The sequence below is a fragment of the Rahnella ecdela genome (assembly GCF_019049625.1).
GTDB lineage: Bacteria > Pseudomonadota > Gammaproteobacteria > Enterobacterales > Enterobacteriaceae > Rahnella > Rahnella ecdela.
Map to the genome: position 1 here is coordinate 1 of NZ_JAFMOY010000123.1, position 26,163 is coordinate 26,163.

General features: G+C 52.3%; 22 protein-coding genes and 1 rRNA gene. 4 read left to right on the plus strand and 19 right to left on the minus strand.

Going from position 1 to position 26,163, the window contains the following annotated elements; all coding sequences use genetic code 11:
• Positions 1-78: ribosomal RNA gene (gene rrf, locus J1784_RS26995) — 5S ribosomal RNA — on the plus strand; the annotation flags it as partial.
• A gap of 135 nt (positions 79-213) precedes the next feature.
• Here the strand turns inward: rrf and J1784_RS10135 are convergent.
• The 5 genes from J1784_RS10135 to trxC form a co-directional block, all read right to left on the minus strand.
• A complete protein-coding gene (locus J1784_RS10135; protein WP_217149098.1) occupies positions 214-561 on the minus strand; it encodes a YfiM family lipoprotein in 348 nt (115 codons plus the stop codon).
• Between the two features lie 61 nt (positions 562-622).
• Entirely contained in the window at positions 623-1,978 is a 1,356-nt protein-coding gene (gene pssA, locus J1784_RS10140; protein ID WP_217149099.1) for a CDP-diacylglycerol--serine O-phosphatidyltransferase, read from the minus strand.
• Between the two features lie 144 nt (positions 1,979-2,122).
• The gene (locus tag J1784_RS10150; RefSeq protein WP_217149100.1) at positions 2,123-4,783 is read right to left on the minus strand and encodes a bifunctional acetate--CoA ligase family protein/GNAT family N-acetyltransferase; all 2,661 of its coding nucleotides are present in this window, start codon (positions 4,781-4,783) and stop codon (positions 2,123-2,125) included.
• 31 nt (positions 4,784-4,814) lie between these two features.
• Positions 4,815-5,519, minus strand: a complete 705-nt coding sequence (locus J1784_RS10155; RefSeq protein ID WP_217149101.1) for a tRNA-uridine aminocarboxypropyltransferase — start codon at positions 5,517-5,519, stop codon at positions 4,815-4,817.
• A 129-nt stretch (positions 5,520-5,648) separates the two neighbouring features.
• Positions 5,649-6,068, minus strand: a complete 420-nt coding sequence (gene trxC, locus J1784_RS10160; RefSeq protein ID WP_015695963.1) for a thioredoxin TrxC — start codon at positions 6,066-6,068, stop codon at positions 5,649-5,651.
• Between the two features lie 244 nt (positions 6,069-6,312).
• On the opposite strand from trxC, the gene J1784_RS10165 reads away from it, so the two are divergent.
• Entirely contained in the window at positions 6,313-7,416 is a 1,104-nt protein-coding gene (locus J1784_RS10165) for a tRNA/rRNA methyltransferase (RefSeq protein WP_217149102.1), read from the plus strand.
• Between the two features lie 75 nt (positions 7,417-7,491).
• Here J1784_RS10165 and emrB read toward each other — a convergent pair whose 3' ends face one another.
• The 13 genes from emrB to J1784_RS10230 form a co-directional block, all read right to left on the minus strand.
• Positions 7,492-9,027 carry a multidrug efflux MFS transporter permease subunit EmrB gene (gene emrB, locus J1784_RS10170; RefSeq protein WP_217149103.1) on the minus strand — a complete coding sequence of 512 codons (1,536 nt, stop codon included), beginning with the start codon at positions 9,025-9,027 and terminating at the stop codon, positions 7,492-7,494.
• A gap of 17 nt (positions 9,028-9,044) precedes the next feature.
• Positions 9,045-10,220 (minus strand): multidrug efflux MFS transporter periplasmic adaptor subunit EmrA, encoded by a 1,176-nt coding sequence (gene emrA / locus J1784_RS10175; RefSeq protein ID WP_217149104.1) that lies wholly within the window; start codon positions 10,218-10,220, stop codon positions 9,045-9,047.
• A gap of 25 nt (positions 10,221-10,245) precedes the next feature.
• Entirely contained in the window at positions 10,246-11,700 is a 1,455-nt protein-coding gene (locus J1784_RS10180) for an efflux transporter outer membrane subunit (protein WP_217149105.1), read from the minus strand.
• Between the two features lie 23 nt (positions 11,701-11,723).
• Positions 11,724-12,245 carry a transcriptional repressor MprA gene (gene mprA, locus J1784_RS10185; protein WP_104924515.1) on the minus strand — a complete coding sequence of 174 codons (522 nt, stop codon included), beginning with the start codon at positions 12,243-12,245 and terminating at the stop codon, positions 11,724-11,726.
• A 175-nt stretch (positions 12,246-12,420) separates the two neighbouring features.
• Positions 12,421-12,762 carry an L-valine transporter subunit YgaH gene (gene ygaH / locus J1784_RS10190; RefSeq protein WP_217149106.1) on the minus strand — a complete coding sequence of 114 codons (342 nt, stop codon included), beginning with the start codon at positions 12,760-12,762 and terminating at the stop codon, positions 12,421-12,423.
• Positions 12,752-13,513: an AzlC family ABC transporter permease gene (locus tag J1784_RS10195; protein WP_217149107.1), complete on the minus strand. Its 762-nt coding sequence runs from the start codon at positions 13,511-13,513 to the stop codon at positions 12,752-12,754. The genes ygaH and J1784_RS10195 overlap by 11 nt, the downstream gene beginning before the upstream one ends.
• A 174-nt stretch (positions 13,514-13,687) precedes the next feature.
• Positions 13,688-14,872 carry an MFS transporter gene (locus tag J1784_RS10200; protein WP_217149108.1) on the minus strand — a complete coding sequence of 395 codons (1,185 nt, stop codon included), beginning with the start codon at positions 14,870-14,872 and terminating at the stop codon, positions 13,688-13,690.
• Positions 14,873-15,064: 192 nt separating this feature from the next.
• Positions 15,065-16,060, minus strand: coding sequence for a glycine betaine/L-proline ABC transporter substrate-binding protein ProX (proX, locus tag J1784_RS10205; RefSeq protein WP_217149109.1), 996 nt, complete (start codon positions 16,058-16,060; stop codon positions 15,065-15,067).
• 27 nt (positions 16,061-16,087) lie between these two features.
• The gene (gene proX, locus J1784_RS10210) at positions 16,088-17,089 is read right to left on the minus strand and encodes a glycine betaine/L-proline ABC transporter substrate-binding protein ProX (RefSeq protein WP_217149110.1); all 1,002 of its coding nucleotides are present in this window, start codon (positions 17,087-17,089) and stop codon (positions 16,088-16,090) included.
• Between the two features lie 117 nt (positions 17,090-17,206).
• Entirely contained in the window at positions 17,207-18,394 is a 1,188-nt protein-coding gene (gene proW, locus J1784_RS10215; protein ID WP_217149111.1) for a glycine betaine/L-proline ABC transporter permease ProW, read from the minus strand.
• Positions 18,391-19,587, minus strand: a complete 1,197-nt coding sequence (proV, locus tag J1784_RS10220) for a glycine betaine/L-proline ABC transporter ATP-binding protein ProV (protein WP_217149112.1) — start codon at positions 19,585-19,587, stop codon at positions 18,391-18,393. The genes proW and proV overlap by 4 nt, the downstream gene beginning before the upstream one ends.
• A gap of 589 nt (positions 19,588-20,176) precedes the next feature.
• On the minus strand, positions 20,177-20,890 hold the full coding sequence (locus tag J1784_RS10225; protein WP_217149113.1) for a response regulator: 714 nt from the start codon (positions 20,888-20,890) through the stop codon (positions 20,177-20,179).
• Positions 20,883-22,535: an ATP-binding protein gene (locus J1784_RS10230; protein WP_217149114.1), complete on the minus strand. Its 1,653-nt coding sequence runs from the start codon at positions 22,533-22,535 to the stop codon at positions 20,883-20,885. Before J1784_RS10230 ends, J1784_RS10225 begins: the two co-directional genes overlap by 8 nt.
• Before the next feature lie 320 nt (positions 22,536-22,855).
• Here J1784_RS10230 and J1784_RS10235 point away from each other — a divergent pair, with 320 nt between their 5' ends.
• Positions 22,856-24,211, plus strand: coding sequence for a 2-hydroxycarboxylate transporter family protein (locus J1784_RS10235; RefSeq protein ID WP_217149115.1), 1,356 nt, complete (start codon positions 22,856-22,858; stop codon positions 24,209-24,211).
• Positions 24,212-24,415: 204 nt separating this feature from the next.
• On the plus strand, positions 24,416-24,976 hold the full coding sequence (locus tag J1784_RS10240) for an NlpC/P60 family protein (protein WP_217149116.1): 561 nt from the start codon (positions 24,416-24,418) through the stop codon (positions 24,974-24,976).
• A 72-nt stretch (positions 24,977-25,048) separates the two neighbouring features.
• On the opposite strand, the gene mgrA is transcribed toward J1784_RS10240, so the two are convergent.
• On the minus strand, positions 25,049-26,089 hold the full coding sequence (gene mgrA, locus J1784_RS10245) for an L-glyceraldehyde 3-phosphate reductase (protein ID WP_217149117.1): 1,041 nt from the start codon (positions 26,087-26,089) through the stop codon (positions 25,049-25,051).
• Between the last annotated feature and the right edge of the window lie 74 nt (positions 26,090-26,163).

Below are 26,163 nucleotides of genomic sequence, written 5' to 3' on the forward strand. Positions count from 1 at the left end.
GCCGAACTCAGAAGTGAAACGCCGTAGCGCCGATGGTAGTGTGGGGTCTCCCCATGCGAGAGTAGGGAACTGCCAGGCATCAAATAAGTGGAAAGCCCTGTACTGACGTACAGGGCTTTTTGCTATGGGGAATTTGGTGGTTTTTGTTCGATATTCGTCCTGCCATCAGGGACATATTGCCCAATAGCGGTCTGTCTGAGCCTCTGTCATCTGTCAGAAATGCGTCAGATGATAAGCACTGTATCCTGCTGCTGCGCCAGCAATATCCCAGCTAAAATCTTTCCAGCTCCATCCGCTTCCGCCTTCACGACTGTCATAAAGCTCTTTTGCCGCACCAAGCCCGACAGAAAACATCAGCCCGAATGACCGGCTCCGTGCTTCATTCCATCCCTGATGATCGCCATAAGCTGTACCTGCGGCGGCCAATACGGTGGAACCTACAAAGTGTTCAGCCTTATCTTTGCCCGTCCATTGGTCATTCGCGTAATGCGTACATCCGCTGCATCCTGCTATCAGGGCAATGCAAGTAAACCTGAAAGTGAAAGATAACTTCTGGAGCATAAGGAAGAATTCCGGATAAAAAAAAGCCCGATCACGATGATCAGGCTTTCAGTATAGCCAATTACAGAATTCGGCTGATGAGTCTGTCGATTCTTATCCGCCGTAAGCGTCGGATAAGCTTACGAACTTTGACCGGATAATTAGGAATGCTTTCCAGTTCCATATAATGCGAAACCACATGCGTATGCTGGCGAATTACTTCCAGCTCTTTATGACGCTCAACGGCCATTTCTTTATGCGGATCGTGGATCAGAATGGCATTTTCAAGATCCAAACGCCAGGCGCGTGGATTCAGGTTGTTACCGGTGATCAGTTGCCAGCGATCATCCACCCACATGCCTTTCAGGTGATAACTGTTATCACCGTCTTTCCACAGACGGACAATCAGCTGTCCGCTGTCAACGAAGCGCTGTAAACGACTCAGGAAGCGACGAAGGTTAATTTCATAAAGATACGGTAAGGCACCGATGATTTTGAACGGTTGATCCTGCGGAATATAGAAATCGTTGGCGGTCTTATCACCCACGATGATTTCCACCTGCTTTCCACGGCGTAGCAGATGAATAATGTTGCGTGCCAGCATCGCAGGCATATTGAAGTAGGGCGTACACAGTGTCAGTTTATGATCCGTGCTGGCCATAAGATGATGGATAGTCCGGTTCAGTTCATTTTGTTTACCCAGCCCGACGATTGGCGTCACGGCCAGTTCATCGTTACCGGCGCTGTCTTTGAAGTGATAGCCGCTGGTACGCAGGGTCTGGCGGAACTGACGCGTTTCATTTTTAATTTCAATGCTTTTTGGACGATCTTCGCGATCGAGCCGCTGCACTGCAGCCGCTGTCAGGATCGACTTCTTCATAAAATCGATCATTGTGTTAGCCAGCGCGGTATTCGTCAGCAACTGGTAGCGATCGTAACGATATTTTTCATGGCGATGCAGATAAACGTCATTGAGGCTCGCGCCGCTGTAAATGACCTGATCGTCAATAACAAAGCCTTTTAGGTGCAAAACGCCCAAGGCTTCGCGGGTATTTACAGGCACGCCATAGACCGGCACGGAATGCTCGGGATGCTCTTTCGCCATACGACAATACCAGTCAGCATTGGTATTTGCCGCCGCTGCGCCGATACGACCACGCTGAGCGCGGTGCCAGTCAACCAGCACGCAAATCTCCAATTCAGGGCGTCGCTGCTTGGCATCATACAACGCCGACAGTACATCGCGACCGCCATCATCGTTCTCAAGATAGAGAGCGACCAGATAAATCCGTTGGGTGGCGTTAGCAATGGATTCGAGCAGCGTCGTACGGAAATCTGTCGGACAGTAGAGCGTTTTTACAGCATCAACCGTTTGGGGGAGTTTGGGTAGCTGAGCAAGGTGTTGTTGATGTTTATTACGTTTAAATTTTGACAACATCACAGTGCGCTTCTTCTCTCTTCATGTAATGGCTTTAGCGGCACAAACAGACATAGGTAACCGCACAATCGGTCGATAATACCATTAGTCCTGTCTGATGTGCGTATCTTTTGCCTGTTCATCGCGCAGGCTCATGGTTTTCTGCTACAAAATTCGGGCCTTTTCCAGCGTCAGGGAGAGGTTCACGATACCGTCCTGAATCTGAATGTCGACGTCAAACCCCAGCTTTCTGGCCAGCGTAATCATGCCGCGATTGTTGGGCATGGTAATTCCGGTCAGACGTTGCAGCCCGTGCTCTGCAGCGTACTTGATCATCTTATCCAGCAGGCGTCTTCCAAGCCCTAAACCTTTCAGATCAGAGCGAACCAGAACAGAGAATTCGGCGTCAGTATTATCGGGATCTGAAACCGCCCGGGTAACACCAATAATTTCACTTTTTTCATTCACAGTATGAATAGCCACGAACGCCATTTCGCGGTCATAGTCGATTTGGGTCATATTCGCTAAATCTTCATGAGTGAATTCGTTGATCTCACTGAAATAACGATAGTAGAGATCTTCCTTGGTTACTTTGAGGATAAACGCTTTAAGCAACGGTTCATCTTCCGGGAGTATAGGGCGGAACAGCGCCTGCGACCCGTCTTTCAGTATAACGCGTTCTTCCAGTTCTCGCGGATAAGGACGGATTGCCAGTCGTGAAGGGCCGCCGGGTTTGTGCGCCGAAAGCTGCATTGAGACATCAAGCAGGCTGAGTTCACTACCGGAAACCAGCAGAGGATGAATATCCAGCCGTTCTATTTCAGGGCAATCGATAATCAGGTTAGACACATTCACCAGCAGCTGACTCAGCGCCGGGATATCGAGAGGATGTAACGCATTGCGGCCACGAATTTTACCGCTCTTGAGTGCCTGAACCACCTGATATCGTGCCAGCGTCATGTTCAGCGGTGGCAGAGAAATCACCGCCTGTCTTTCCGGAAGCCAGTCAGTGCCCCCCTCGGCCAGCATAATCAACGGTCCGAAGACCGGATCTTGCTCAACCACCACGCGAAGTTCCTGTGAGCCTGGCCTGTTGGCCATAGTTTGTACCAGCAGTCCCTGAATTCTTGCCTGCGGAAATGCCTGTCTGGCGCGGTCAAATATCGCATTCGCCGCCTGTTCCACTTCGCTGGCTGTGCGCAGATATAACATCACGCCCTGCACTTCAGAATTATGCGGGATGTCCGGAGAGCGCAATTTCAGCGCTACCGGATAGCCCACCTGACTGGCGATATTCACCGCCTCAGCGCTGTCGCTGGCTATCCACGTCGGTAACACATTCATCCCGTACGCCTGCAAAATTACGCGCACCTCATGAGTATCGAGCTGAGTAATGCCTTCCGCTAACGTCCGGGCAATCAGCTGATGCGCCTGATCGGTGTTCTGTTCAAGGTCTGCCGGAAGTGCCGGTGTTTCTTTCAGCTGCTTCTGATTACGGCGATATTCCACCATGTGCATAAACGCCGTCACCGTGCCTTCCGGCGTGCGGTATGTCGGGATCCCAGCTTCGGTAAATAGTTTACGGGCTTCCTGTGATGAAAACTCTCCACACCAGTTGGTAAGCAATGTGATGTATTTACCGCGCGGATGCTGACGAACAGCCTCTATCAGGTGGCTCGCTGTCACCGTGCCATGTGCTGCTGCGCTGGGAGCGTGGATCACCAGCAATGCGTCATAATCAGTACTATCGAGCAGAGCGGTCATCACTGCCTGATATAGCTTTGGTGTAGCATCGTCGCGCAAATCTAACGGATTGGCGGTGGCAATCGCTTCTGGCAAAACAGTGCTCAGGGCATGACGGGTTTCATCACTGAGTTTCGCCAGTTTACCGTTGCGCGAAAGCAGCTGATCTAATGCCATTGCCGCAGGCGCGGCGCCGTTGCTGATAATAAGTAAGCGATCACCGCGCAACGGGCGCATATGGCTCAGCGTTTCAACCGCGGAAAATAGTTCATGAGTATCCTGCACGCGTAGCAAACCGGCGCGCTGGATAGCGGCATCGTAGGCGGCGTCCAGGCTCAGCGGGCTGTTGAGCAGATGCTGGGCCTGTCCGCTGCGACCACTTTTAATCACCAGAATGGGTTTATTGCGCGAAGCACTGCGTGAGGCAGAAAGAAAGCGCCGCGCATCACTGATGTGTTCGAGGTAAAGAAGGATGGCACTGGTTTTGCTGTCGCGGGCGAGGAAGTCGAGCAGGTCATCGACATCAATATCGAGGCTGTCACCCAAAGATATGAAATAGGAAAAGCCCACGGCGCGCTGTTGCGCCCAGTCGAGAATGGTATTGGCGACGGCAGCGGATTGCGAAATAAATGCCAGTTTACCGGGCAGGATCGGCACCGGCGAAAAGCTGGCATTCAGCTTTTGCCACGGAGCGAGAATACCCAGACTGTTTGGCCCGAGCAGACGCATCGAAAAGCGCTGGGCGCAGTTTTTGAGTTCAGCGAATTGCTGGGGTTTGGAGGAAAGCACAATCACTGTTTTACAGCCGCGTTCGCCAAGCTGTTCGAGCAAGTCGAGATTGCGGTCAGCGTGGGTGCAAAGAATGGCCAGATCCGGCGACATCGGCAAGCTGGCGACATCCCGCCAGGTCAGGACACCACACACTGCACGATAAGCGGGCGTGACCGGCAGCACCGGGCCATTAAATCCGCTGTCGAGCAGATTGCGCATCATCAGATATCCGGCGCGGCCCGGTTTATTGCTGGCACCAATAACCGCGATAGATTCAGGTCGTAGCAGGGCTTCTAGTCCGCGCTGGCTCATCAGAACTCCAATCAATCATCCTGAACTGATTCTAGAGGTTTTCTTCGTTCTTTGCTGTGAGCTGATGCACCGGATGATGGGGTTTTCCGGCCAGATATTGGGTACGGAAATGGGTGAAGTGCCGCGAAAGTCCCGCAGATGCGTCAATATCACCGGCTTTTTCCAGCAAAGCGGCGGCCACTTCAACGGTGCAATGCAGTTCCGGACGTGAGGCTTCACGCAGGATATAGCCGGAGCTGGCGCTTACATCGAGTGAAAACACCGGCAGATTATCCAGATAAGGGCTTTTGCGAAACATCTTGCGCGCTTCGTTCCAGGTGCCGTCGAGCATAATAAATAAAGGTGGTTTACTGCCTGCCGGAACTTTTGTAAATACCTGACGCGGCGGTGTTGCGAAAGACGCAGGGAAAACTACGTAAGCCTGACGCCCGGGATCGGCAATCGCTTCCAGCAACGCTGGATCAGTTTGTGTGCGTGACCACAGAAACGCTTGGGTATCGGGCAGGACATCGGCAATTAACCGGCCAGTATTGCTGGGTTTCATCGGCTCAGTGTCAAACATCACCAGACAAAAACGGCTGGCGGCCTGATGGATTTCGCGCGTGGCGCAGATGCAGTTACGTATGGGTAACAGGCAGGTCTGACAGCGAATGGCCCGGGATCCGCGCGCAAGGAAAGGGCGGGTTGACTGGGCTAAGCGTTGCTCACGCAGGCGAAGAACGGCGTTGTCTGACATAGGCATTCCGGTTAACGAAAAACGGCTATTCTAATCACCCGGTCAGGACAGGCAAGTGGCAACTGGCGAATAACAGAAAAAGGCCCGTACAGTACGGGCCTTCGGCAGGGCTTTATAGCGGCTTATGCGTTACAATGATTCATTGAGCCAGTTGTTGAACGGCGCCTTAGGCATCGCTCCGCTCAACATATCGACCATTTTGCCTTCATTAAATACCATAATGGTCGGAATACTGCGGATACGGAACCGCGCGCTCAGTTCAGGTTCTGCTTCGGTATTAACCTTAATGAAACGGATTTTACCGGCACGTTCCTGCGCCACATCTTCAAAAATTGGCGCGAAATTAACGCAAGGGCCACACCACGGTGCCCAGAAATCGATGACAACCGGCAAATCATCTTGCAGATATTTGTCCAGGGTGGCAGCGGTCGCGTGAACCACATCGCCTTCAAAAAGTGCATGACCGCAGCGGCCGCATTTTGCGCCGTCGTCGATACGATCCTCAGGCAGGCGGTTGGTGGCCTGACATGATGAACAAACCGTATTCATAAAATAGCCTCTACATTGCTTAACGTGAGAAAGGTATCAACCACAAACTCGTTTTTATCCTTAAAAACGGTTAATAAAACAGCTGATATGTTACTTGTATGTTGTAAGTATGAGGGCGTCACCTTGAGTAAACAACGTGGTTTATTCAATGAATACGATAGTTTTAAGCTTTTGGTCCAAAGCCTGTGGCTTAGCTCACAGACATCAGGTAATCTTCGCGCCCTGCGCGTAGGTGGAGAGAAAAATGAACGATTCATTCAGTGGCAAGAACGGCAAAGTCAAAGTGATGTACGTCCGCAGTGACGACGACGGCGATAACCGCAACAACGATAAACGTCCTTCCAACAACAAAGGACGTCCGGGCGATAAACCTCGCCAGGGTTCCCGTCCAGACGATGCCCGCCGCAATGAGTGTCGTAGCAGCGATTCCCGTGGTGATTCGCGCGGCCCGGCGCCGCGTCGTGGCGACGATCGTCCGCGCCGTCCGGCCCGTGATGACGACGGCCCGTACTCTTCGCCGTGGAAAACTGTTTCCCGTGCACCGGCAGATGAATCTGTTCCTGATCACGGTGGTATCAGCGGCAAAAGCTTTATCGATCCTGAACAGCTGCGTCGTCAGCGTCAGGAAGAAACCCGCGTATACGGTGAAAATGCCTGTCAGGCGCTGTTCGCAAGCCGTCCGGACGCTATCGTCCGCGCCTGGTTTGTTCAGTCGGTCACCCCGCGTTTTCGTGAAGCACTGCGCTGGATGGCGGCAAACCGCAAAGCCTACCATGTGGTTGAAGATGACGAGCTGGCGAAAGCCTCCGGCACTGAACACCACGGCGGTGTGTGTTTCCTGATCAAAAAACGTCAGGGTTTGGACGCAGAAACTTATCTGCAAACAGCTCCGGCAAAAGACTGCGTGCTGGCGCTCGAAAACGTCGGTAACCCGCATAACCTCGGCGGTATCATGCGTTCTTGTGCGCACTTTGGTATCAACGGGATGATGGTGCAGGATCCGGCTCAGCTGGAATCCGGTGCGGCAGTCCGTACCGCTGAAGGCGGCGCGGAACACGTTAAAGCCATCAGTGCGGATAACTTCCTTGAAGTGCTGGAAACCTTCCGTAAAGCGGGATACACCATTGTGACCACGTCCAGCCATAAAGGTACGGCGCTCGGCAAAGCCGTGTTACCGGCCAAAATGGTGCTGGTGTTGGGTGAAGAAAGTGATGGTCTGTCTGACTCCGCATGGCAGCAGGGCGACCTGAGTGTGTCTATCGGCGGTACCGGTAAAGTGGAAAGCCTCAACGTTTCCGTTGCATCCGGTATTTTGCTGGCAGAATGGTGGCGTCAGAACCAGGCATAATCGCTGGTTTCAGCCATAAAAAAACGGACGCTTAATGCGTCCGTTTTGCTTTCTGACATTCAGTAACAGCCTGAATCAGTGCGCGCCACCGGCTCCGCCACCGCTGGTGAACGGCGGTCGGGCGAACCAGATTAAAATAAGCAGCACCAGGAATGCGCCGCCAGATAACCAGAAAATCTCATTGGCAGAGATGATCAATCCCTGATTAGTGATTTCCCGCGCTATCCAGCCCGAAGCCTGCTGATGGCTCATGCCCAACCCTTCCAGCTGCTGATACGTCTGCGTCGCTGCCGGATTATACGGTGTGATGTTTTCCGTTAATTGCGAGTGATGCAGCGATTCACGGTTCGACCACATGGTGGTGGTGATCGACGTACCAATCGAGCCTGCCAGCGTACGGATAAAGTTCGACAAACTGGATGCTGCCGCCATGCGTTCAGGCGGTAAACCTGAAAGAATAATGGTGGTCAGCGGCATGAAGAAGCAACCGACCGCGAAGCCCTGAATAAACTGCGGCCAAGCCGACGCCCCAAAATCCATCCCCGGTTCGAACGTATACGCACGCCAGAAGAAGCAGTAGGCATACATGATAAAGCTGAAGGTCACCAGCTTTCGCATATCCAGCCGATGTGCAAAGCGTCCGATTATGGGTGACATCAGAACTGGCAAAATACCCACTGGCGCGGACGCCAGACCGGCCCAGGTAGCGGTATACCCATAGACCTCTTGCAATAGCTGCGGCAGCAAGACAATTGCGCCGAAGTAGAGCATGTAGGCCAGGCTGATACACAGCACGCCTATGGTAAAGTTTCGTGATTTAAACAGCGACAGATCGACTATCGGGTGATCATCGGTCAGCTCCCACACGACCAGGAAGCACAGCGCGACCACCGCCACGACCGCCAGTACGATAATTTCCGTCGAGTTAAACCAGTCGAGTTCTTTACCCCGGTCGAGCATCACCTGCAATGCGCCAATGCCGAGAACCAGCAGCACCAACCCCACACTGTCGATGGGTCTTATCTGCGTTGCGGTTTCGCGTCCTTTCAGCGTTCTCAGCGTCAGGAATACCACCGCAATACCGATCGGCACATTGATAAAGAAGATCCATCCCCAGTGATAGTTATCACTGATATATCCGCCGAGGATCGGCCCGCAGATCGGGGCGACGATCACCGTCATCGACCAGAGTGCGAGCGCGGTACTTCGCTTGGCCGGCGGATAGTTATTGAGTAACAGACTTTGTGAGAGCGGGATCAGTGGACCTGCCACCACGCCCTGCACCACACGGAAGAAGATCAGCATTTCCAGACTGGTGGACATACCGCACAGCCACGATGCAATCGCAAACAGCACCGTGGACCACAGGAAGAGTTTCACCTCACCAATGCGTTTTGCCAGCCAGCCGGTGATCGGGATCGAAATGGCGTTTGCCACCCCGAACGACGTTATAACCCAGGTGCCCTGAGAGTTCGAGGCACCCAGATTCCCGGCGATGGTCGGGATCGCCACGTTGGCGATCGTCGAGTCCAGCACCTGCATAAAGGTAGCCATAGACAAAGCCACCGTCATCCAGGCCAGCGGGGCGCCTACCAGCGGTTTATTTGCCACGAAGGCCTCCGGAGATTTTAGCCTGCATTGGCATGGATAACGTCAGCAATGATGGCGTTGACCGGTGCCAGATCCAGCGTCAGTGCTGAAGTCTGATACAACGGTTCGGTACGGACTTTATCGGCCAGCACCAGACCATCACGGTTCTGAGTATCAACGGTTACCAGTGTTGATAAACCGATACGCAGCGGATGTTCTGCCACTTCCTGATCGTTAAGTTCGATACGAACCGGCAGACGCTGAACCACTTTAATCCAGTTGCCGGTCGCATTCTGTGCCGGTAGCAGCGAGAACGCGCCGCCGGTACCCATATCCATACCGACGACTTTGCCATGATATTTCACGTCATCGCCATACATATCGCTGACCACGGTCGCCATCTGGCCAATACGCATATTCGCCACCTGGGTTTCTTTAAAGTTGGCATCGACCCAGATGTGGTGAGCCGGAACCACCGCCATCAGAGATGTCGTCGGGCTGATCTGCTGACCGATTTGTACGGCACGGCGTGAAACGAAACCGTCAATCGGGCTGCGCACTTTGGTACGTTGCAGGGCAAGCCATGCGTCACGAACCTGAGCTGCGGCTTGCAAAACCTGCGGCTGTTTATCGACCGGTGTTTCCAGAATCATCGCCTGATTGGCGTTGTATTGCTGAACGGCGACATCGTATTGCGCTTTCGCGGTATCGACGGCGTCACGGGCGTGTTGCAGTTCTTCACGGCCAATCGCATCGACATTACCCAGCACGACGCGGCGCTTGAGGTCTGTCTGTGCCTGTTGCAGCTGAGTCTGTCGCAACGCGATATTGGCCTGATACTGCTTACCGTTGATGATTAACTGATGCGTCTGACGCACGCTGTTGGCCAGCGCCGTTTTAGAGCGCTCGAAAGCCTGCTCTGCATCGGTCGGATCGATAGTGACCAGCACGTCGCCTTTTTTCACAAAGTCAGTGCTGTCGAAATTAACGTCGGTCACGCTGCCCGACACCTGCGCCATAATCTGCACCTGATTACCGGCGACATACGCATCGTCGGTAGACTGGAAATGACGCAGCACCAGCAGCCAGTAGAACAGGTAGGCGATGGCGATAATAATGAAAATCCCGGTTAACAAGAGCATCGCGACTTTGCGCGTTTTTTTCTTATTCTTCGGAGCTTGCGGCGTTGCCTGAGTTTCGGCATTTGCGCTCATGGTCTTCTCCACACTGAGTCTTTTATTATGATTTTTGGTCCGCAGCCGGGGCCTGATAGCCACCCCCAAGCGCACGGATGAGACTGATTTTTGCCTGCATCAACTGACTGCTGGCGTTGAGTTGCGCCTGTTGTTGTTGCAGGAGCGCTGACTGGCTGCTTAACAGCTCATCCCGTCCGATGACGCCAGCGTTGTATCTTGCATCTGAAACGCGATACACCTCTTCGAGCGACTTAGCGGCAGAAGATGCCTGCTGCAATTGTTCCGCGCTGCTTTTCGAGACTGTAATGGCATCCGCAGTTTGCTGAATGGCGTTCAGGATGGTCTGGTTATACGACTCAACAGACTGGTCATATAACGCGGACTCTTCGCCCAGTTTTGAGCGCAGCGCACCCGCGTGGAAAATTGGCAGCGATATGGCTGGCGCGATATTCCAGGCCTCACTGGCGGCTGACAGAATATTTGGGCTGGTGCCTCCGTAGTTAGTGGTCGTCAGCCCCCCAAAGGCACTGATGGAAAGGCTTGGATAGAACTCTTTTTTCGCGGCACTGACCCGCTGGGAATAGGATTCCACCAGATCACGTTGTGCGGCGATGTCAGGGCGTTTACCCAGTAAATCCAGCGTCAGTTCGGCTTTCGGTGCCAGAGCTTCTGCCGGTGGCAACGCCACCGCATGCAGCCCGTTCATGGCATCCGGACCACGACCCGCGAGCGCAGAAAGCTGATGTCTCAGCTGTTCAGTTTGCGATTTCAGGTTAATGATCTGCTGTTTGGCGCTGTCGGCCTGAGCCTGAGTTTGTTGCGGAATTTCAATGCCATAAACGCCTGCCTGATATTGCGCTTTACGCAAATCTGCCAGATGCTGGTTGTTATCCACTTCGTGTTGCAGAACATCCTGCAAAGCAAGGTTGGCCTGCAACTGATAATAGGCTGACGCCACCGAACTGGTCAGCGTCAGAGCGGCTTCTGCCTGTTCAGCACGGGCAGAATCCACCTGTGCTTTCGCGGCATTCACCTGATCGCGGTATTTACCCCACCAGTCAAACTCATAGCTCAGATTCAGCCCGAGGCTGTTGCTGCTGTCGAAGATAGGCGCTTCGGGATAACTTGTCAGGAACGGCGGGATTGTGTTTTTTGCTACACGTTCGCGTCGTGTCGAGGCATTGAGATCCAGATACGGGCCATTGGCGGCATCGGCTTCTCCCATCACGCTCTGTGCTTCGCGTACGCGAGCGGCGGCCTGACGTAATGACGGCGAGTTTTGCAACGTCGTGGTCATCAGGTTATCCAGCTGCGGGTCATTAAGACTACGCCACCACTGAGGGCCGAGGGTCAGAGAACTGACTTTTGCCTGCTGCAGATGAAGCTGTTGCGTATCCAGCAGCGACGACTGAGGAGCAATATTATTACTGGAGGCGCAGCCGGCCAAAATCAAAACGGCAAACAGCGGCGTAAGCCTCCAGCGAGCTTGGAGTGACATGTGTAGTTTACCTGAACAGAAATTTAGAATTGTTGTAGTGCTGTTGCATCCATCTGATCAAGGCGAGTTAACAGTTTGCGGGTCAGGGTTTCTAACTGCTTCTGTTCATCAGCGTCTAAAGTTGACCAGAGAAAATGCAGACTCTTGTGTTGAGGCGGCAGTAACTTCTGGATAAAGGCTTCTCCGTCTGCTGTCAGGTGCAAATGCAGGCAGCGGCGGTCGTTATCGCTCTCACGACGTTCAATCCATCCGCGTTTTTCCAGCTCATCCGCAATGCGGGTGGCGTTAGTACGGGAGGAACCCAGCGCAGAGCTGAGCTCAGAAGGCTGAATGCTGTGACTTTCCTGCGCATCAAGGGTGAGTAACGCCATAAACAGCGTTTCATTAATCCCTTGTGCTTTCAGCATTTTATTGCGGTTTTCAAGCAATTTACTTTGCATGTGCATACACAAGCGGGTCAGCAAAATTTCCTGATAAGGAAAGTCTTTTTGCTTTTTGGCCCGGAAATTTAACATGTTTTCAATTGGCGCGAACGAACTGTCCATATGAGAAGCCTCATTAGTTACAGATGACATAGTAACGATGGTAATTAATAATATCAATGTTATGAATCACCAATTCTTTAGCAATTAGTGTTATTCATAACTCCGGTGAATTATTCGATGTTTAATGTATTCGGCAGAGTTGGCCGTACTGTTACTCTGCGGTAAAAAATGATCTTCAGCCTGCGGCCAACAGCATCACTTTGAACACCAGTCCGTACACCAGCGCGCCGGTCAGTGTGGCAATAATGATGCTTTTGGTTCGCCAGAAAATCAGCGCAAGCAGCACGAATCCGGCCAGTGAAGGCAGCAGTTTTTGCTGATCGCGCAGAATTTCCGGCGTGCTTGAAACCACCAGCAGCGCGCAAATAGATGCGATACCGATGCTGTCTAGCACGCGGGACAGAGGGCCACTTTTCGGCCCGGGTTTCTGCCTTGCGCCTATGCGCAAAGGCAAATACCGGAACAGGTAATTCACGGTGCCGACCAGCAGACAAACCAGAATGACATTAGTGCTCATCTGAGGTTATCTCCGTGGCAGAAGGGGATTGAGAGCGTTGCAGCAAAGCGGCAAGGCAACCTGCGGCGAGGCCGCAGCCGATAGCGGCGGGGATCGACCAGAACAACAGTCCGCCCAGCGCACCGGCCAGTGACGAGACAAATACCATGCTTTGCTGGCGTTTAAATGCTGCGAGCAGAAAACTCAGAAACAGCGCCGGTAACATAAAGCCGAGTGCGGCTTCGATGGCCGGAAAATTTTCCAGTGGCCCGTTACCAAACAGCGCACCCACCGCCGTGCCGAATACCCATGAAAGCCATGAGGAAAGCGCAATGCCGCACATCCAGTTTTCGCTCCAGCTGCGTTTATCGCGGATAAGCTTGGCGGTGGCCGCGGCGAATACTTCATCCGTCAGGCCAAATGCCCACAGCGCGGTTTTTTTGCCCTTGAGTTTTCCCGCCAGACGGTTTCGCAGCGACGGGCCGTACAGCACATGCCGCACATCCATTGCCATAACGGTCAGGGCAGAAATCCACAGAGACATTCCGGCGCTGAGCAGCGCGGTGATGACAAACTGGCTGGCGCCAGCATAGATAAGAACGGAAAAAAGCAGACTTTCAGCTGGAGTGAATCCCAGTTTGACGGCACTAAGGCCAAATGCAAAAGCGATGGGCAGATAGCCAATGACAATAGGCAGACTATCGGTAATACCTTGTGTGAAAGTTGAAACACGGACGGGGTCGGGTGCTTCGAGATCTGGGTTGCTTTGCATGGGTGTTTAAAACATTGTGAAACCGGATGAGTTCCGGCAAATAATTCATGGCGCAAACATTACCAGACTGTAAGTATTGTTAACACCCTTTGGTTCAAATAAATTTCTAATATGATTATTCGCAAGCTAATCAGGAGGGGTGATGGTTCCCTCCTGATGTAATTTCGTACGTTATTACGCCAGTTTGTATTTATATCCCTTCAGCCAGACCAGTAAATTCAGTACACACATGATGGTGCCTGCGGCCGACACCCCATACCAGCCTGCGGTCTGATAGGCTGAAGCAGAGATCAGGGACCCCACCGCGCCACCAATAAAGTAAGTCGTCATGTAACCAGCAGTCAGGCGGTTACGCGCTTCCGGCATCGATTTGTAGATGACACTTTGGTTGGTGATGTGAACGCCCTGAACCGAAAGGTCCAAAACAATAATGCCGATAATCAGCGAAATCACCGAATGCTGACCCCAGGCGATCGCAGCCCAGGAAAGCAGCAGCAGGATCAGTCCCGCCGTGGTGGTCAGATGCGCTTTGCCCTTATCCGCCAGATGTCCTGCGCGGGTCGCCGCCAGCGCCCCAGCGGCACCTACCAGCCCGAATAGCCCGATCACCGCTTCGGAATAGTGATACGCCGGGCCTGCCAGCAGGAACGCCATTGAGGTCCACAAAATGCTGAAGTTAGCGAAACAAAACATGCCGATAAGTGCACGTGTGCGTAAAACCGGCGTGTGGATGAACAGCGTGAAAATGGATTTCAGCAGTTGCGGATAATTAAGGTCGGTATGTTGCTGGTGTTTCGGCAGCTTGCGCCACAAGACCAGCGCCATGACGATCATCAGCGCGCTCGCCACCCAGTAAACAGTGCGCCAGCCACCCAACGACGCCAGAAGACCGGCGACAGTTCGCGCCAGCAGAATGCCCAGTAACAGACCGGACATAATCAGCCCGACCACTTTACCGCGACGTTCCGGTTCCGCCAGCGTGGCGGCCAGCGGCACCAGAATCTGCGCCACGACCGAGAACAGCCCGGTCAGTGCCGTGCCGATCAGCATGATGGTCAGCGTGGGTGCCATAGCGGTGATCAGTAATCCAGCGGCGGAAAGCAACGTCATCAGCACGATTAAACTGCGGCGTTCGAACATATCGCCCAGCGGCACGATAAACATCAGCCCGCAGGCATAACCAAGCTGGGCCACGGTGACGATAAAACCGGCCTGATTGACGGAAAGATCAAACGCGCGCGCGATAGTTTCGAGCAGCGGTTGCGGGTAATAGTTACTGGCGACGGCGAGCCCGGTGGCTACCGCCATCAGAATAATCAGCGCCGGGCTGAGTGCAGAATGTGTGGTCGTTTTTTTCATAATGGGGATAACAGATCTTATTGAAGAAGCAGGGGAATGCGAAAAACGATTATCGTTTTAGTTGAAATATTAAACCAATGAATAGTTTTCATGGCAACTATTTGGTTTTGCAATAGCGTTTTTTTTATACACCCACAATAAAACGGGCGGGGATTTCTCCCCGCCCGCTGATCTTACAACGTTCGTGCTGTGTTATTTCGCAGCAGCCAATGATTCTTTAATCCAGCCATCGAACACTTCCTGGTGGGCTTTGATCCAGCCGTCAGTCTGTGCGTTGATATCGGCTTCTGAATTCTGACCAGCGTGCATAGCAGCGTTCTGCGCATTAATGTCTTTCAAAGGCAGTTTCATGATGGCAAACAGTTTTGCCGCTGCCGGGTTTTTCTCAGTCCAGGCGCGGTTCGCTACGATACGCATGGTGCTGACCGGGAAACCGTAGTTCTTGCCATTTGGCAGCTCAGTGTTGGCGTTTTTCTCGCCAGGCACCACGGAGAATGGCACCTGCAACCACACAACATCTTTGCCCGGCACCATAATGCTGCTCACCCAGTACGGCGTCCAGGTGTAATAAAACACAGGTTTGCCTTCTTTGTAGCGCGTAATGGTATCGGCGATCATCGCAGCATAGTTACCCTGATTGTTGGTCACGGTATCTTCCAGACCAAAAGCTTTCAGCTGTTCATTCAGCACCGCTTCACAACCCCAGCCTGGTGTACAACCGGTCAGATCGGCTTTACCGTCGCCGTTGGTATCAAAAATTTTTGCCAGTTTCGGGTCTTTCAGCTGAGCGACATTGGTAATGTGATACTTATCGGCGGTTTTCTTATCAATAAGCCAGCCTTGTGCCGCGCCCGTGATATATGTGCCTTCGCGGTAAAAGACCTTATCGCCACCGGCTGCTTTGTACATTTCATCATGCAGCGGCGTCCAGTTAACGGCGGTAAAGGTCGCATCACCGGCAGCCAGAGTGGTATAGCCCACGTTGTAATCGACTTCGCGAATTGGCAGAACATCGTAGCCCAGTTTTTCCAGCGCTTTGTTTACCAGCTCAGTCTGGAAGGTTTCTTCGCTGATGCTGCTCTGAATTGGCGTAACCTTAATGCCTTTACCCGGCAGATCGGCGGCGAAGGTGGTAGCTGTGGCAAATGTTGTAAGAGCGGCGAGCGCCCAGAGTCCTGTCTTTTTCATAAATTCCTCAGATTTTATCTTTGATTATTATTTTGCTGCAGCAGCGGCAGCTTCTTTGATCCAGCCATCGAAGGTCGCCTGATGCGCCTTGATCCAGCCGTCGACGTGTTGCTGAATATCCTCGGAAGAAGATTCACCTTCGTGCATCCGCAAGTTCTGCGCATTCACATCAGCCAGTGGCAATTTCATGATGGCGAACAGTTTCGCGGCCGCCGGGTTTTTCTCTGCCCAGGCTTTATTCGCCACGATGTGTTCGTTGTTGACCGGGAAACCGTAGTTCTTGCCGTTCGGCAGCGTGGTGTCCATGTCTTTCAGAGAGCCCGGATTAGCAGAGAACGGCACCGTCAGCCAGACCACGTCTTTGCCCGGTTTCATCTCGTTACTGACCCAGTACGGCGTCCAGGTGTAATAGAGCACCGGTTTGCCGGATTTAAAGCGGGTGAGGGTGTCAGCAATAATGGCCGAATAGTTGCCCTCATTTTGCGTCACGGTATCGTTCAGGCCATAAGCTTTGAGTTGTGTACTGATCACCTGACCGCAGACCCAGCCCGGATTACAGCCTGCCATATCGGCTTTACCGTCACCGTCGGCGTCAAACAATTTGGCGATTTTCGGGTCTTTCAGCTGCGACAAATCGTGGATGTGATATTTGTCCGCGGTTTTCTTGTCGATCAGATAACCCTGCGCTGCGCCGCCGATGTACGTGCCCTGACGGTAGAATTTCTGGTCGCCACCGGCTGAGGCATACATATCTTTTTGCAGCGGATCCCAGTTCACCGCCATATAAGTGGAATCGCCACTGGCAATCGCGGTATAGGCGACGTTGTAATCCACTTCACCGGTTTGCTGAACGTCGTAGCCCAGTTCTTGCAGTGCGCGGTTAACCAGTTCGGTCTGGAAAGTTTCTTCTGCGATGGTGCTTTGCAACGGTTTGACGATCACGCCTTTGCCCGGTAAATCAGCAGCGAAAGCGGCGGGTGTCGCAATAGATAATGCGAGGATGAGTGCTTTTTTCTGAGTTGTGCGCATGGTGAACCCTTATTCTTTTTAAGTTTGTGGCTTATGAATACGTAAGAGTGGACTGCGATGTTTTAGCTTTTTGAAAGTTCCCGGCAGCGAACTGCCGGGAAAAGTGCAGCGGGTGAATCAGGCTTTCTTAGTGAAAGGTTTCATCACCAGACCGACAGGACCGCGGGTGAACCAGCGGTGACCGCCTTTACTGCGACTGTCGCGACCCATCGACTGGGTGAGACGGTCAAGGATAATGGCGAGGATAACAATACCCGCACCACCGACTGATGCCAGACCCATGTCCAGACGGCCGATACCACGCAGTACCATCTGACCCAGACCACCGACCGCGATCATCGAGGCGATAACCACCATCGACAGCGCCAGCATCAGCGTCTGGTTAATGCCGGCCATGATGGTCGGCATCGCCAGCGGCAGCTGAACTTTAAACAGCATCTGGCTCGGGCTGGAACCGAAAGATTTCGCGGCTTCGATCAGGTCTTCCGGTACCTGATTGATACCCAGAATAGTCAGACGCACCACCGGCGGCAGGGCGAAGATAATCGTCACCACCACACCCGGCACGTTCCCGATACCAAACAGCATGACGATTGGCACCAGATAGACGAATGCAGGCGTAGTCTGCATGGCATCAAGCAATGGCCTGATAATTTTGGCGGCCCTCTGACTGCGGGCCAGCCATATGCCGAGCGGCAAGCCTATCAAAATACAGAAGAACAGCGAGGTCAGCACCAGCGCCAGCGTCACCATGGCCTGTGACCAGGCACCGATTGCGCCGATCAGCACCAGTGACACCAGCGTGGCAGCACCCATACCGAAACCGGCCATTTGCCAGGCGAGCAGCGCGAAGACCAGGATCGCAATCGGTGCTGGCAGAGATTCCAGACCGTGCTGGAAACCGCTCAGTACGAAATCGACCGGCACACGGATCCCCTGGAATACCGGGCGGAAGTTGGTCACAAGCCAGTCGATCCCGTGGGTGACCCAATGGTCTAGCGGGATCAGCGTGTTGTGAAACGGATCGAGAATATTAAAATGCTGATGATGTTCAGGCGCGACGGTCAGCCAGTCATTGGCCTGAGCTGCGGCGTGGTGCGTGGTGTCCGGAGTGCTGGTCGCGGCATCGCTGGCGCCCCCCCACGGATCGCTGCTGGCCGCGGCGTTCGCGGCAGCATCGGGCTGAGCCGCAACGCTGCTACTGGCGTTATCGGCACCCCACGGATCGACGGACGCGTCGGGAACCTGTGCCTGAGCGGCCTGTGCGTGCTGAACAATAGTGTTATGTATGCTTGAAAGACTCATTCGTTACCCCCTTCTTTATCCAGAGCCTGAAGCAACATGGCTTTGGAAATAATGCCGATATAGTTATTGTCCTCATTGACCACCGGCACGGCGCAAGGCGCGGCGGCGACATAGGAAATCAGTTCGCTGAGCGGCATATCTGCCTGCACGGATGCCGGAGATTCCAGCAGTGCGCTTTCCAGCGTCAGATTGGCTTTCAGCGCAGTTTTCAGGGATTCAATCGACACTACGCCGATGAATTTCTGTCCACGTTCAAGCACATAACCATATTCGCGGTCTTCGTCTTCGAGCAGCTTGAGAGCGGCACGCGGACCAAAACCGGGGGTTTTACGAATAAGCGCGCCACGACGGCGGGCAATGTCTTTGGCACTAAATACCTGACTGATATCGACGCCACGGAAAAACGTGCGCACATAGTCGTTGGCCGGATTGTTGAGAATATCTTCCGGTGTGCCGACCTGCACTACTTCGCCGCCCTGCATAATGGCGATGCGGTCGCCAATGCGCATGGCTTCGTCTAGATCATGGGAAATGAACACGATGGTGCGCTGATGCTGCGCCTGAAGCTTCACCAGCTCATCCTGCATTTCGGTACGAATTAACGGATCAAGCGCCGAGAAGGCTTCATCCATCAGCAGAATGTCAGGGTTATTGGCCATCGCGCGAGCTAAACCGACACGCTGGCGCATACCGCCCGACAATTCATCAGGATAAGAATTGGCATAGTTTTCCAGCCCGACCTGACGCAACGCGTCAATCGCTTTGGCATTGCGCTCTTCGACCGGGACACCGGCCAGTTCCATACCAAACGCGGTGTTATTCAACACGGTCAGGTGTGGCATCAGCGCAAACGACTGAAACACCATACTGATTTTACTGCGGCGCACCTGGCGCAATTTTGATTCTGAGATTTTGGCGATGTCTTCGCCGTCGATCAGGACTTCGCCACGGGTGGGCTCTATCAGACGATTGAGAAGGCGTACCATGGTGGATTTACCGGAACCGGATAACCCCATGATGACGAAAATCTCGCCTTCTTCAATGGCCAGACTGGCATTTTTAACGCCAAGTGAAAGACCGGTTTTCTCAAAAATTTCTTCTTTACCCTTGCCTGCGTCAATCATCTTGAAAGCGCGATCCGGGTTTTCGCCAAAGACCTTATAAAGATTCTTTACTTCGATTTTAATTGCCATGCAATGTGCATTCCTTGGATATAAATAGCCGTATCGGCTCGATATCTAGTTTTTGTGTTGGACCGTATAGGATTTTGCCTGTAACAAAATAGTGAACGGCATATACCCTAACACATCGAAATTCTGAGACAAGTCTCAATGTTTCCGGGGAATATTCATGATTGTGTTTGTGATGGCGTATTTATCTGTATTTTCAGTGTTTAATTTAGGTAAGTTAGGGCTGACAATAAATGACAAATTATCCCGCGCTAAATTCTGAGTGGACTTCTCTAATTAACTGACTGATATACCTGTCGGAAATATAATTAACTTATTGTTTTTATTGGCAATAATATCTTTTGTTTTTGTGGGGTTTTAGGAAGCGGTAATTGCGTGATTTATAGGGAGTTAATGCGTGTGGCTCCGTGTGTTTTTACAGGTGTAAATAGAGATTTCAGATTTGAGTGAACGCCGCAAATTTACCAGTTGTCTGAAAGATGCATGTGCTGAGAAATATTGACCAGAACCGGCGGTGTCTGCCGGAAATTCGCCGGTGAGAACACCGGCAGAGAGAGCGAAATTCGTCATGGGAAAAGGCCAAAATTCAGACTCAGGATACGGATTTTTCCTGGTCTGCTATTTTGCGATATAATCGTCTCGGATGGCCGATATTTCCGTACTGCATCTCGACCCCGATAAAGCCAATTTCCACGCAATATTCCAGATAACGACGGCCTGTCGTTTTACTGATCCCAACTTCCTCAACAACCTCTTCTACAGACCAGCTGACGTTCGGTTTCGCGTTGAAAACGCGCTGAACCAGTTCGAGCGTATTCGGCTCGATGCCTTTAGCAGAAGGGGCTGCCGGCGTATCGCTGGCGGGCAGATTGAACAACTTATCCAGCGCCCGCTGATCGACCACTTTCACATTGCGCAGCGTTTGCACCAGCTGCATAAAACGTTCCAGCGAACTTTGCAGCCGGTGGAAAGACACCGGTTTAATAATGTAATCGAACGCGCCGCTGCGCATCGCATGGCTACAGGTTTGCATGTCGCTGGCGGCGGTAATGAAAATTACTGTGCAATCGAAGCTTTTCAACAGCGCGCTGTCGATAAGATCCACACCCTGGCCGTCTGGTAAATAATTATCGAGCAAAATCAGTCGTGGCTCATGCAGACGCAGCAACGAGCGCGCCTGTTCCAGCGTCGCGGCGATGCCCACGACACGCAGATTGAAATTTTGCTCGATGAAATCGCGGTGCAGTCCGGCCAGATGCGGCTCGTCTTCCACAATCACCACATCAAGAGCGCTGCTGTTATTCATGATTCGTTCCTGTTAAAGCATCCGCCGAAGTCGGGATAAAGACTGAAAATATCGTACCTTGCGGCGTATTGTCTGAGATTTCGATGCTGCCACCGGCCTGACGGACATATCCGGCTACCAGATAAAGCCCGATACCGTGTTCTGCGCCGGTCGCCTCATGGCCGCTTGAGGGCTTGCTCGTCACGCCCTGTTCAAACAGATGTGGCTTCAGGGCATCGTCCACGCCGCTGCCCTGATCGGCAACTTCAATCAGCAACTCCTGATTCCTGTCGGAAATATACAGTTCTACCGGCGCAGAAGGCGTAAGCGCTTTCAGCGTCGCATCCACAGCGTTATCCAGCAAATTACCGACTACCGACATCAGCTCGGTTTCAGTGATCGCCGCCGGAATGCGGGTTAGCTGACAAGCGGGATCGAAACGCAACTCGACGCCTTTTTCCCGCGCACTGACGTATTTCCCCAGCAGCAAGCCGCACAGCGCCGGTGAGGTGAAGCGTGCCGAAACAAAATCCAGTACCGCCTGCGCACCTTCAGACTGCGCCTGAATATAGTGCATTGCATCATCGTAACGCTGCATCTGCAGCAAACCCGCCAGGGTCGCGGTCCAGTTCAGCTGTTCGTGGCGCATGATGCGCAGATTGTCCGCGTAACGTTTCACCTGACTCAGTTGACTACTCAGCGTATTAATGTCGTTTTTATCGCGGAAACTGAACACCCAGCCGCTTTCCTTGCCCGGTTCGAGTTCTATCGGTACGCGGTTGACGATCACCTGTCTCTGGTTCAGCACCGTAATCTGATCATGCTGACTGTTATTTTCACTGATACCGCTTTGCGTGAAGAAGGTGGGCGGCGTCTCAAGCACTTCATTGAGCGGTTTCCCCAGCAGTTCGTTTTCGGGCTGATGGATATCGAGCAGCTCGCGTGCAGCGCGGTTGATGGAGATCAGCTGTTTCTCAGCGTTAATCGCAAACACACCTTCATACATCGCTTCCAGCAAGGCTTTTTGCTGGCGAACCAGCAGCGCTATATCTTTAGGTTCCAGCCAGAACATCTGTTTTTTAACGTTGCGGGTAAACATCCACGAAAAAATAAACAGCAGTAATAGAAGAAGCAAACCGTATAAAGCGGCCTGCGCCAGACGGTGACCGTTAATATTATCTATATAAGAGGTGAGATAACCGACGGAGACAATACCGATGACATGATTATTTTGATCCAGAATAGGCGCTTTACTGCGCAACGAAACGCCGATGCCGCCTTGTCTGACGGAAATAATGGTTTTGCCCGCCAGCACTTCGGCGTTATCACCACCAATCATTGGCAGATCGATACGCTCCGGCGATTCGGAATGATAAAGATGCAGCTCGCGGGTATCCCCGATCACGATATAACTGGCATCGCTTTTATCGCGCAGTGGCTGAATAAGTCTGGCGATGCCTGCAATGTCCCTTGCCTGAACTTTTTGCGCCAGTCCCGGCATCAGCGCGATTTCACTGGCTTGAACACGTGCACGCTGGCCGAGGTCATGATGCAACTGACGGTCGATAATATGAAATAAAATAGCGCCCAGCAGCACCAGCAACAGGCAGGAAAATACCACCAGAGATAAAAAGAGTTTTACCTGAAAAGGCATTCGGAGTTTCATACGGCCTGCGGCAACATCAACGTAAAGACACACATTGAATAAGCGTACCACGGGCCAGTTAAGGCAGTAATCGGATAAAGACAGAGTTGTGAACAGGCAATCTAAATAGCGATGAATTCACTCAGTGATTACAAGGGTAATAGGGCGTTTTACTACAAATCTGATAATCCTTATAAATCAAATAACATTAACGCCATAAACACCATAACAACCTTAATCCCTGCGGTTTTAATTTGAACAAACTCACATCCGGCTGACCTGCTGTTTTCTTATGCTCAGAACATCAATAAGAAAAGTATTTATAAGAAAGAGGCAATGTCATGAGCACAACCGACGATTCCTACATCGCAGTCAAAGAGGCGAAAGCTTCCGGTATTTCAGCCAGGCAAAAATGGTGGCACATTCTCGATAACTACAAGATAGGCATTATCCCGCTGCCGTTCTTCCTGCTGGCGGGCGTATTGATCCTGCTCGACTGCCTGAACGGTAAACTGCCGAGTGACATTGTGGTGATGGTCGCGACGCTGGCTTTCTTCGGATTTGCCTGCGGAGAATTCGGCAAGCGCTTACCGGTGGTCGGCAAGCTCGGTGCGGCAGCGATTTGCGCCACTTTTATTCCATCTGCGATGGTGCATTACGGTTTGCTGCCTGATGTCGTCGTGGATTCCACGGTTAAATTCTATAAATCCACTAACATTTTGTATCTCTACATCTGTTGCATTATCGTCGGCAGCATCATGAGCATGAACCGGCAGGTTCTGATCCAAGGCTTTATGCGTATTTTCGTGCCGATGTTGTGTGGCGAAGTCGTCGGGATGATCGCCGGTATGGCGATGGGCACCGTGTTAGGTTTACCGCCGATGCAAACCTTCTTCTTCCTGATCTTGCCGATCATGGCCGGTGGCGTAGGTGAAGGCGCGATCCCGCTGTCGATGGGCTATGCGACCATTTTGCATATGGAGCAGGGTGTAGTGCTGGGACGTATTCTGCCGATCGTCATGCTCGGTGGCCTGACGGCGATTGTGCTGGCGGGTGTGCTCAATCAGCTCGGTAAACGCTACCCGCATCTGACCGGCGAAGGGCAGCTGATGCCATCGAAAAAAGGGGCGCTGGGCAGCGGGACTGACGAATTCGAAGGCAATCCTGGCGTGAATGCACTGGCCTGTGGCGCTCTGCTGGCGATCCTGTTGTACATGGTCGGGATGCTAGGACAAAAATGGATCGGCCTGCCCGCGCCGGTCGGCATGTTGTTTACGGCGGTGCTGGTGAAATTGGCGAACGGCGTTTCACCGACGATTCAGCACGGTTCGATGACGGTGTACAAATTCTTCCGTACCGCAGTGACCTATCCGGTGCTGTTCGCGGTGGGCGTGGCGATTACGCCGTGGCAGGAACTGATTAATGCTTTCACAATTCAGAACCTGCTGGTGATCGTCACCACGGTGCTGGCGCTGGTGGGCACCGGTTTTTACGTCGGCAAGAAAATCGGTATGCATCCGATTGATGTGGCGATCGTTTCCTGTTGTCAGAGCGGGCAGGGTGGCACCGGCGACGTGGCGATTCTGACTTCCGGCAACCGCATGACCCTGATGCCTTTTGCGCAAATCGCCACCCGCATCGGCGGTGCTATCAATGTTTCTGTCGGACTGTTTGTACTGGCGAAATTCTTCTCCTGAGTAGCCCTTACGTTTCAACCAACCCCTTTTACTAAAGGGGTTGGTTTCACAGACAAAATTGTTTTGGGTCTAATTTTGGACACATTACCGGCTGGTTATTTATTATTCTGCGGTTATTATTTGCGCACTCAAAGAGGAGTCACCCGCACCGTCACCGGGTTCTCAGGTAAGGATTAATGGTATTTTCGTTAAAAGAAGTCGCGCATGTTTCGTATTAAAACGTTTGTCTCGGCATTACTGATTTTTGCCCCGGTATTATTTAGCACACATTCCTTTGCCTTTGATATGCCAAAGGAATTTGCGTCTATAAATAATCATAATTTCTCCCATAAAGAGCTTTTTAATTTAAAAGAATCCCCGGTATATGAAGTGGGAAACGGCAACTCAAAAACGATTAAAGCTTCATTACTGTCTGAATATTCCAACTGGAAGGGAACGCATTATCGTCTGGGCGGCACCACCCATAAAGGCGTGGATTGTTCAGCGCTGATGCAGCATCTCTTCAATGCTTCCCTGCATCAGCAGTTGCCGAGAACGACGTTCCAGCAAATAAAAGATGGGAAGAAGATCAGCAAAAACGACCTCAAGCCCGGAGACCTGGTTTTTTTCAAAACATCGTCGCGCGATCGTCATGTCGGCGTTTATGTTGGTGATAATCAGTTTATTCACGCATCAAAAATTGAAGGCGTGACAATATCATCACTGGATAATCAGTACTGGGTTGATCATTACGAAACGGCGCGGCGCCTGGAAATAATGAGTTAGAAATAAAGTATGCAATAACGGGCGGATTAATTTTTATAATCCGCCCGTAATGATTTATGGATAATGTATCGCTTATTTATCCGAAGATGCCTGCCACAGATTTAATTCACCATCTGCAACATGCTTATCAATCGCCGTCAGTTCTTCTGCGGTAAAACGCAGATTTTCCAGAGCCTTGACGTTTTCGTCCAATTGTTCCGGACGGCTGGCACCAATCAGCACTGACGTCACACGGTCATCCTTCAGCAGCCAGCTCAGCGCCATCTGCGCCATCGTCTGCCCGCGCTGTTGCGCCATTTCATTGAGCAACCGCAGACTGTTCAGATTCTCTTCTGACAGCATTTTGGCGTTCAGCCCGCGCACTTTATTGCCTTCCACCTGCATGCGCGAACCGTCCGGAATACCGTTAAGGTATTTGCCAGTCAGCAAACCTTGCGCCAGCGGCGTGAACGCAATACATCCTGCGCCATTTTGCTCCAGTGTATCCAGCAGGCCGCTCTTATCCACCCAGCGGTTCAGCAAATTATAAGAAGGTTGATGGATAAGCAGCGGCACTTGCAGCTCGCGCAGCAGTTCAGCCATTTTCTGTGTACGTTCCGGCGAATAAGACGAAATCCCGACATACAACGCTTTACCACTTTGCACCGCATAAGCCAGCGCCGCTGCGGTTTCTTCCATCGGCGTTTCTTCATCCACGCGGTGCGAATAAAAGATATCGACGTAATCCAGTCCCATGCGCTGCAGGCTTTGATCCAGGCTCGCCAGCAGGTATTTGCGCGAACCGCCGGAACCGTACGGACCCGGCCACATGTCGTAACCGGCTTTGGTGGAGATAATCAGCTCATCGCGGTATGGGCCAAAATCCTGCTTCAGCAACCGGCCAAAGTTCTCTTCGGCAGAGCCCGGAGGCGGGCCGTAGTTATTGGCCAGATCAAAATGGGCGATGCCTAAATCAAAGGCTTTTTGCAGCAATCCTCGCTGTGATTCCAGCTGACAGACATGACCGAAGCTGTGCCAGAGACCGAGGGACAGTGCAGGGAGTTTTAAGCCGCTCTGACCGCAGCGGCGAAATTGCATGGTTTCATAGCGGGAGGGTGAGGCCTGATACGGCATGATGTTTCCTTTTTCTGATAGCGTAGGGTTTTGAAACACTGTTTCTATACTAACGCTGAGAAAAATAACGGCAA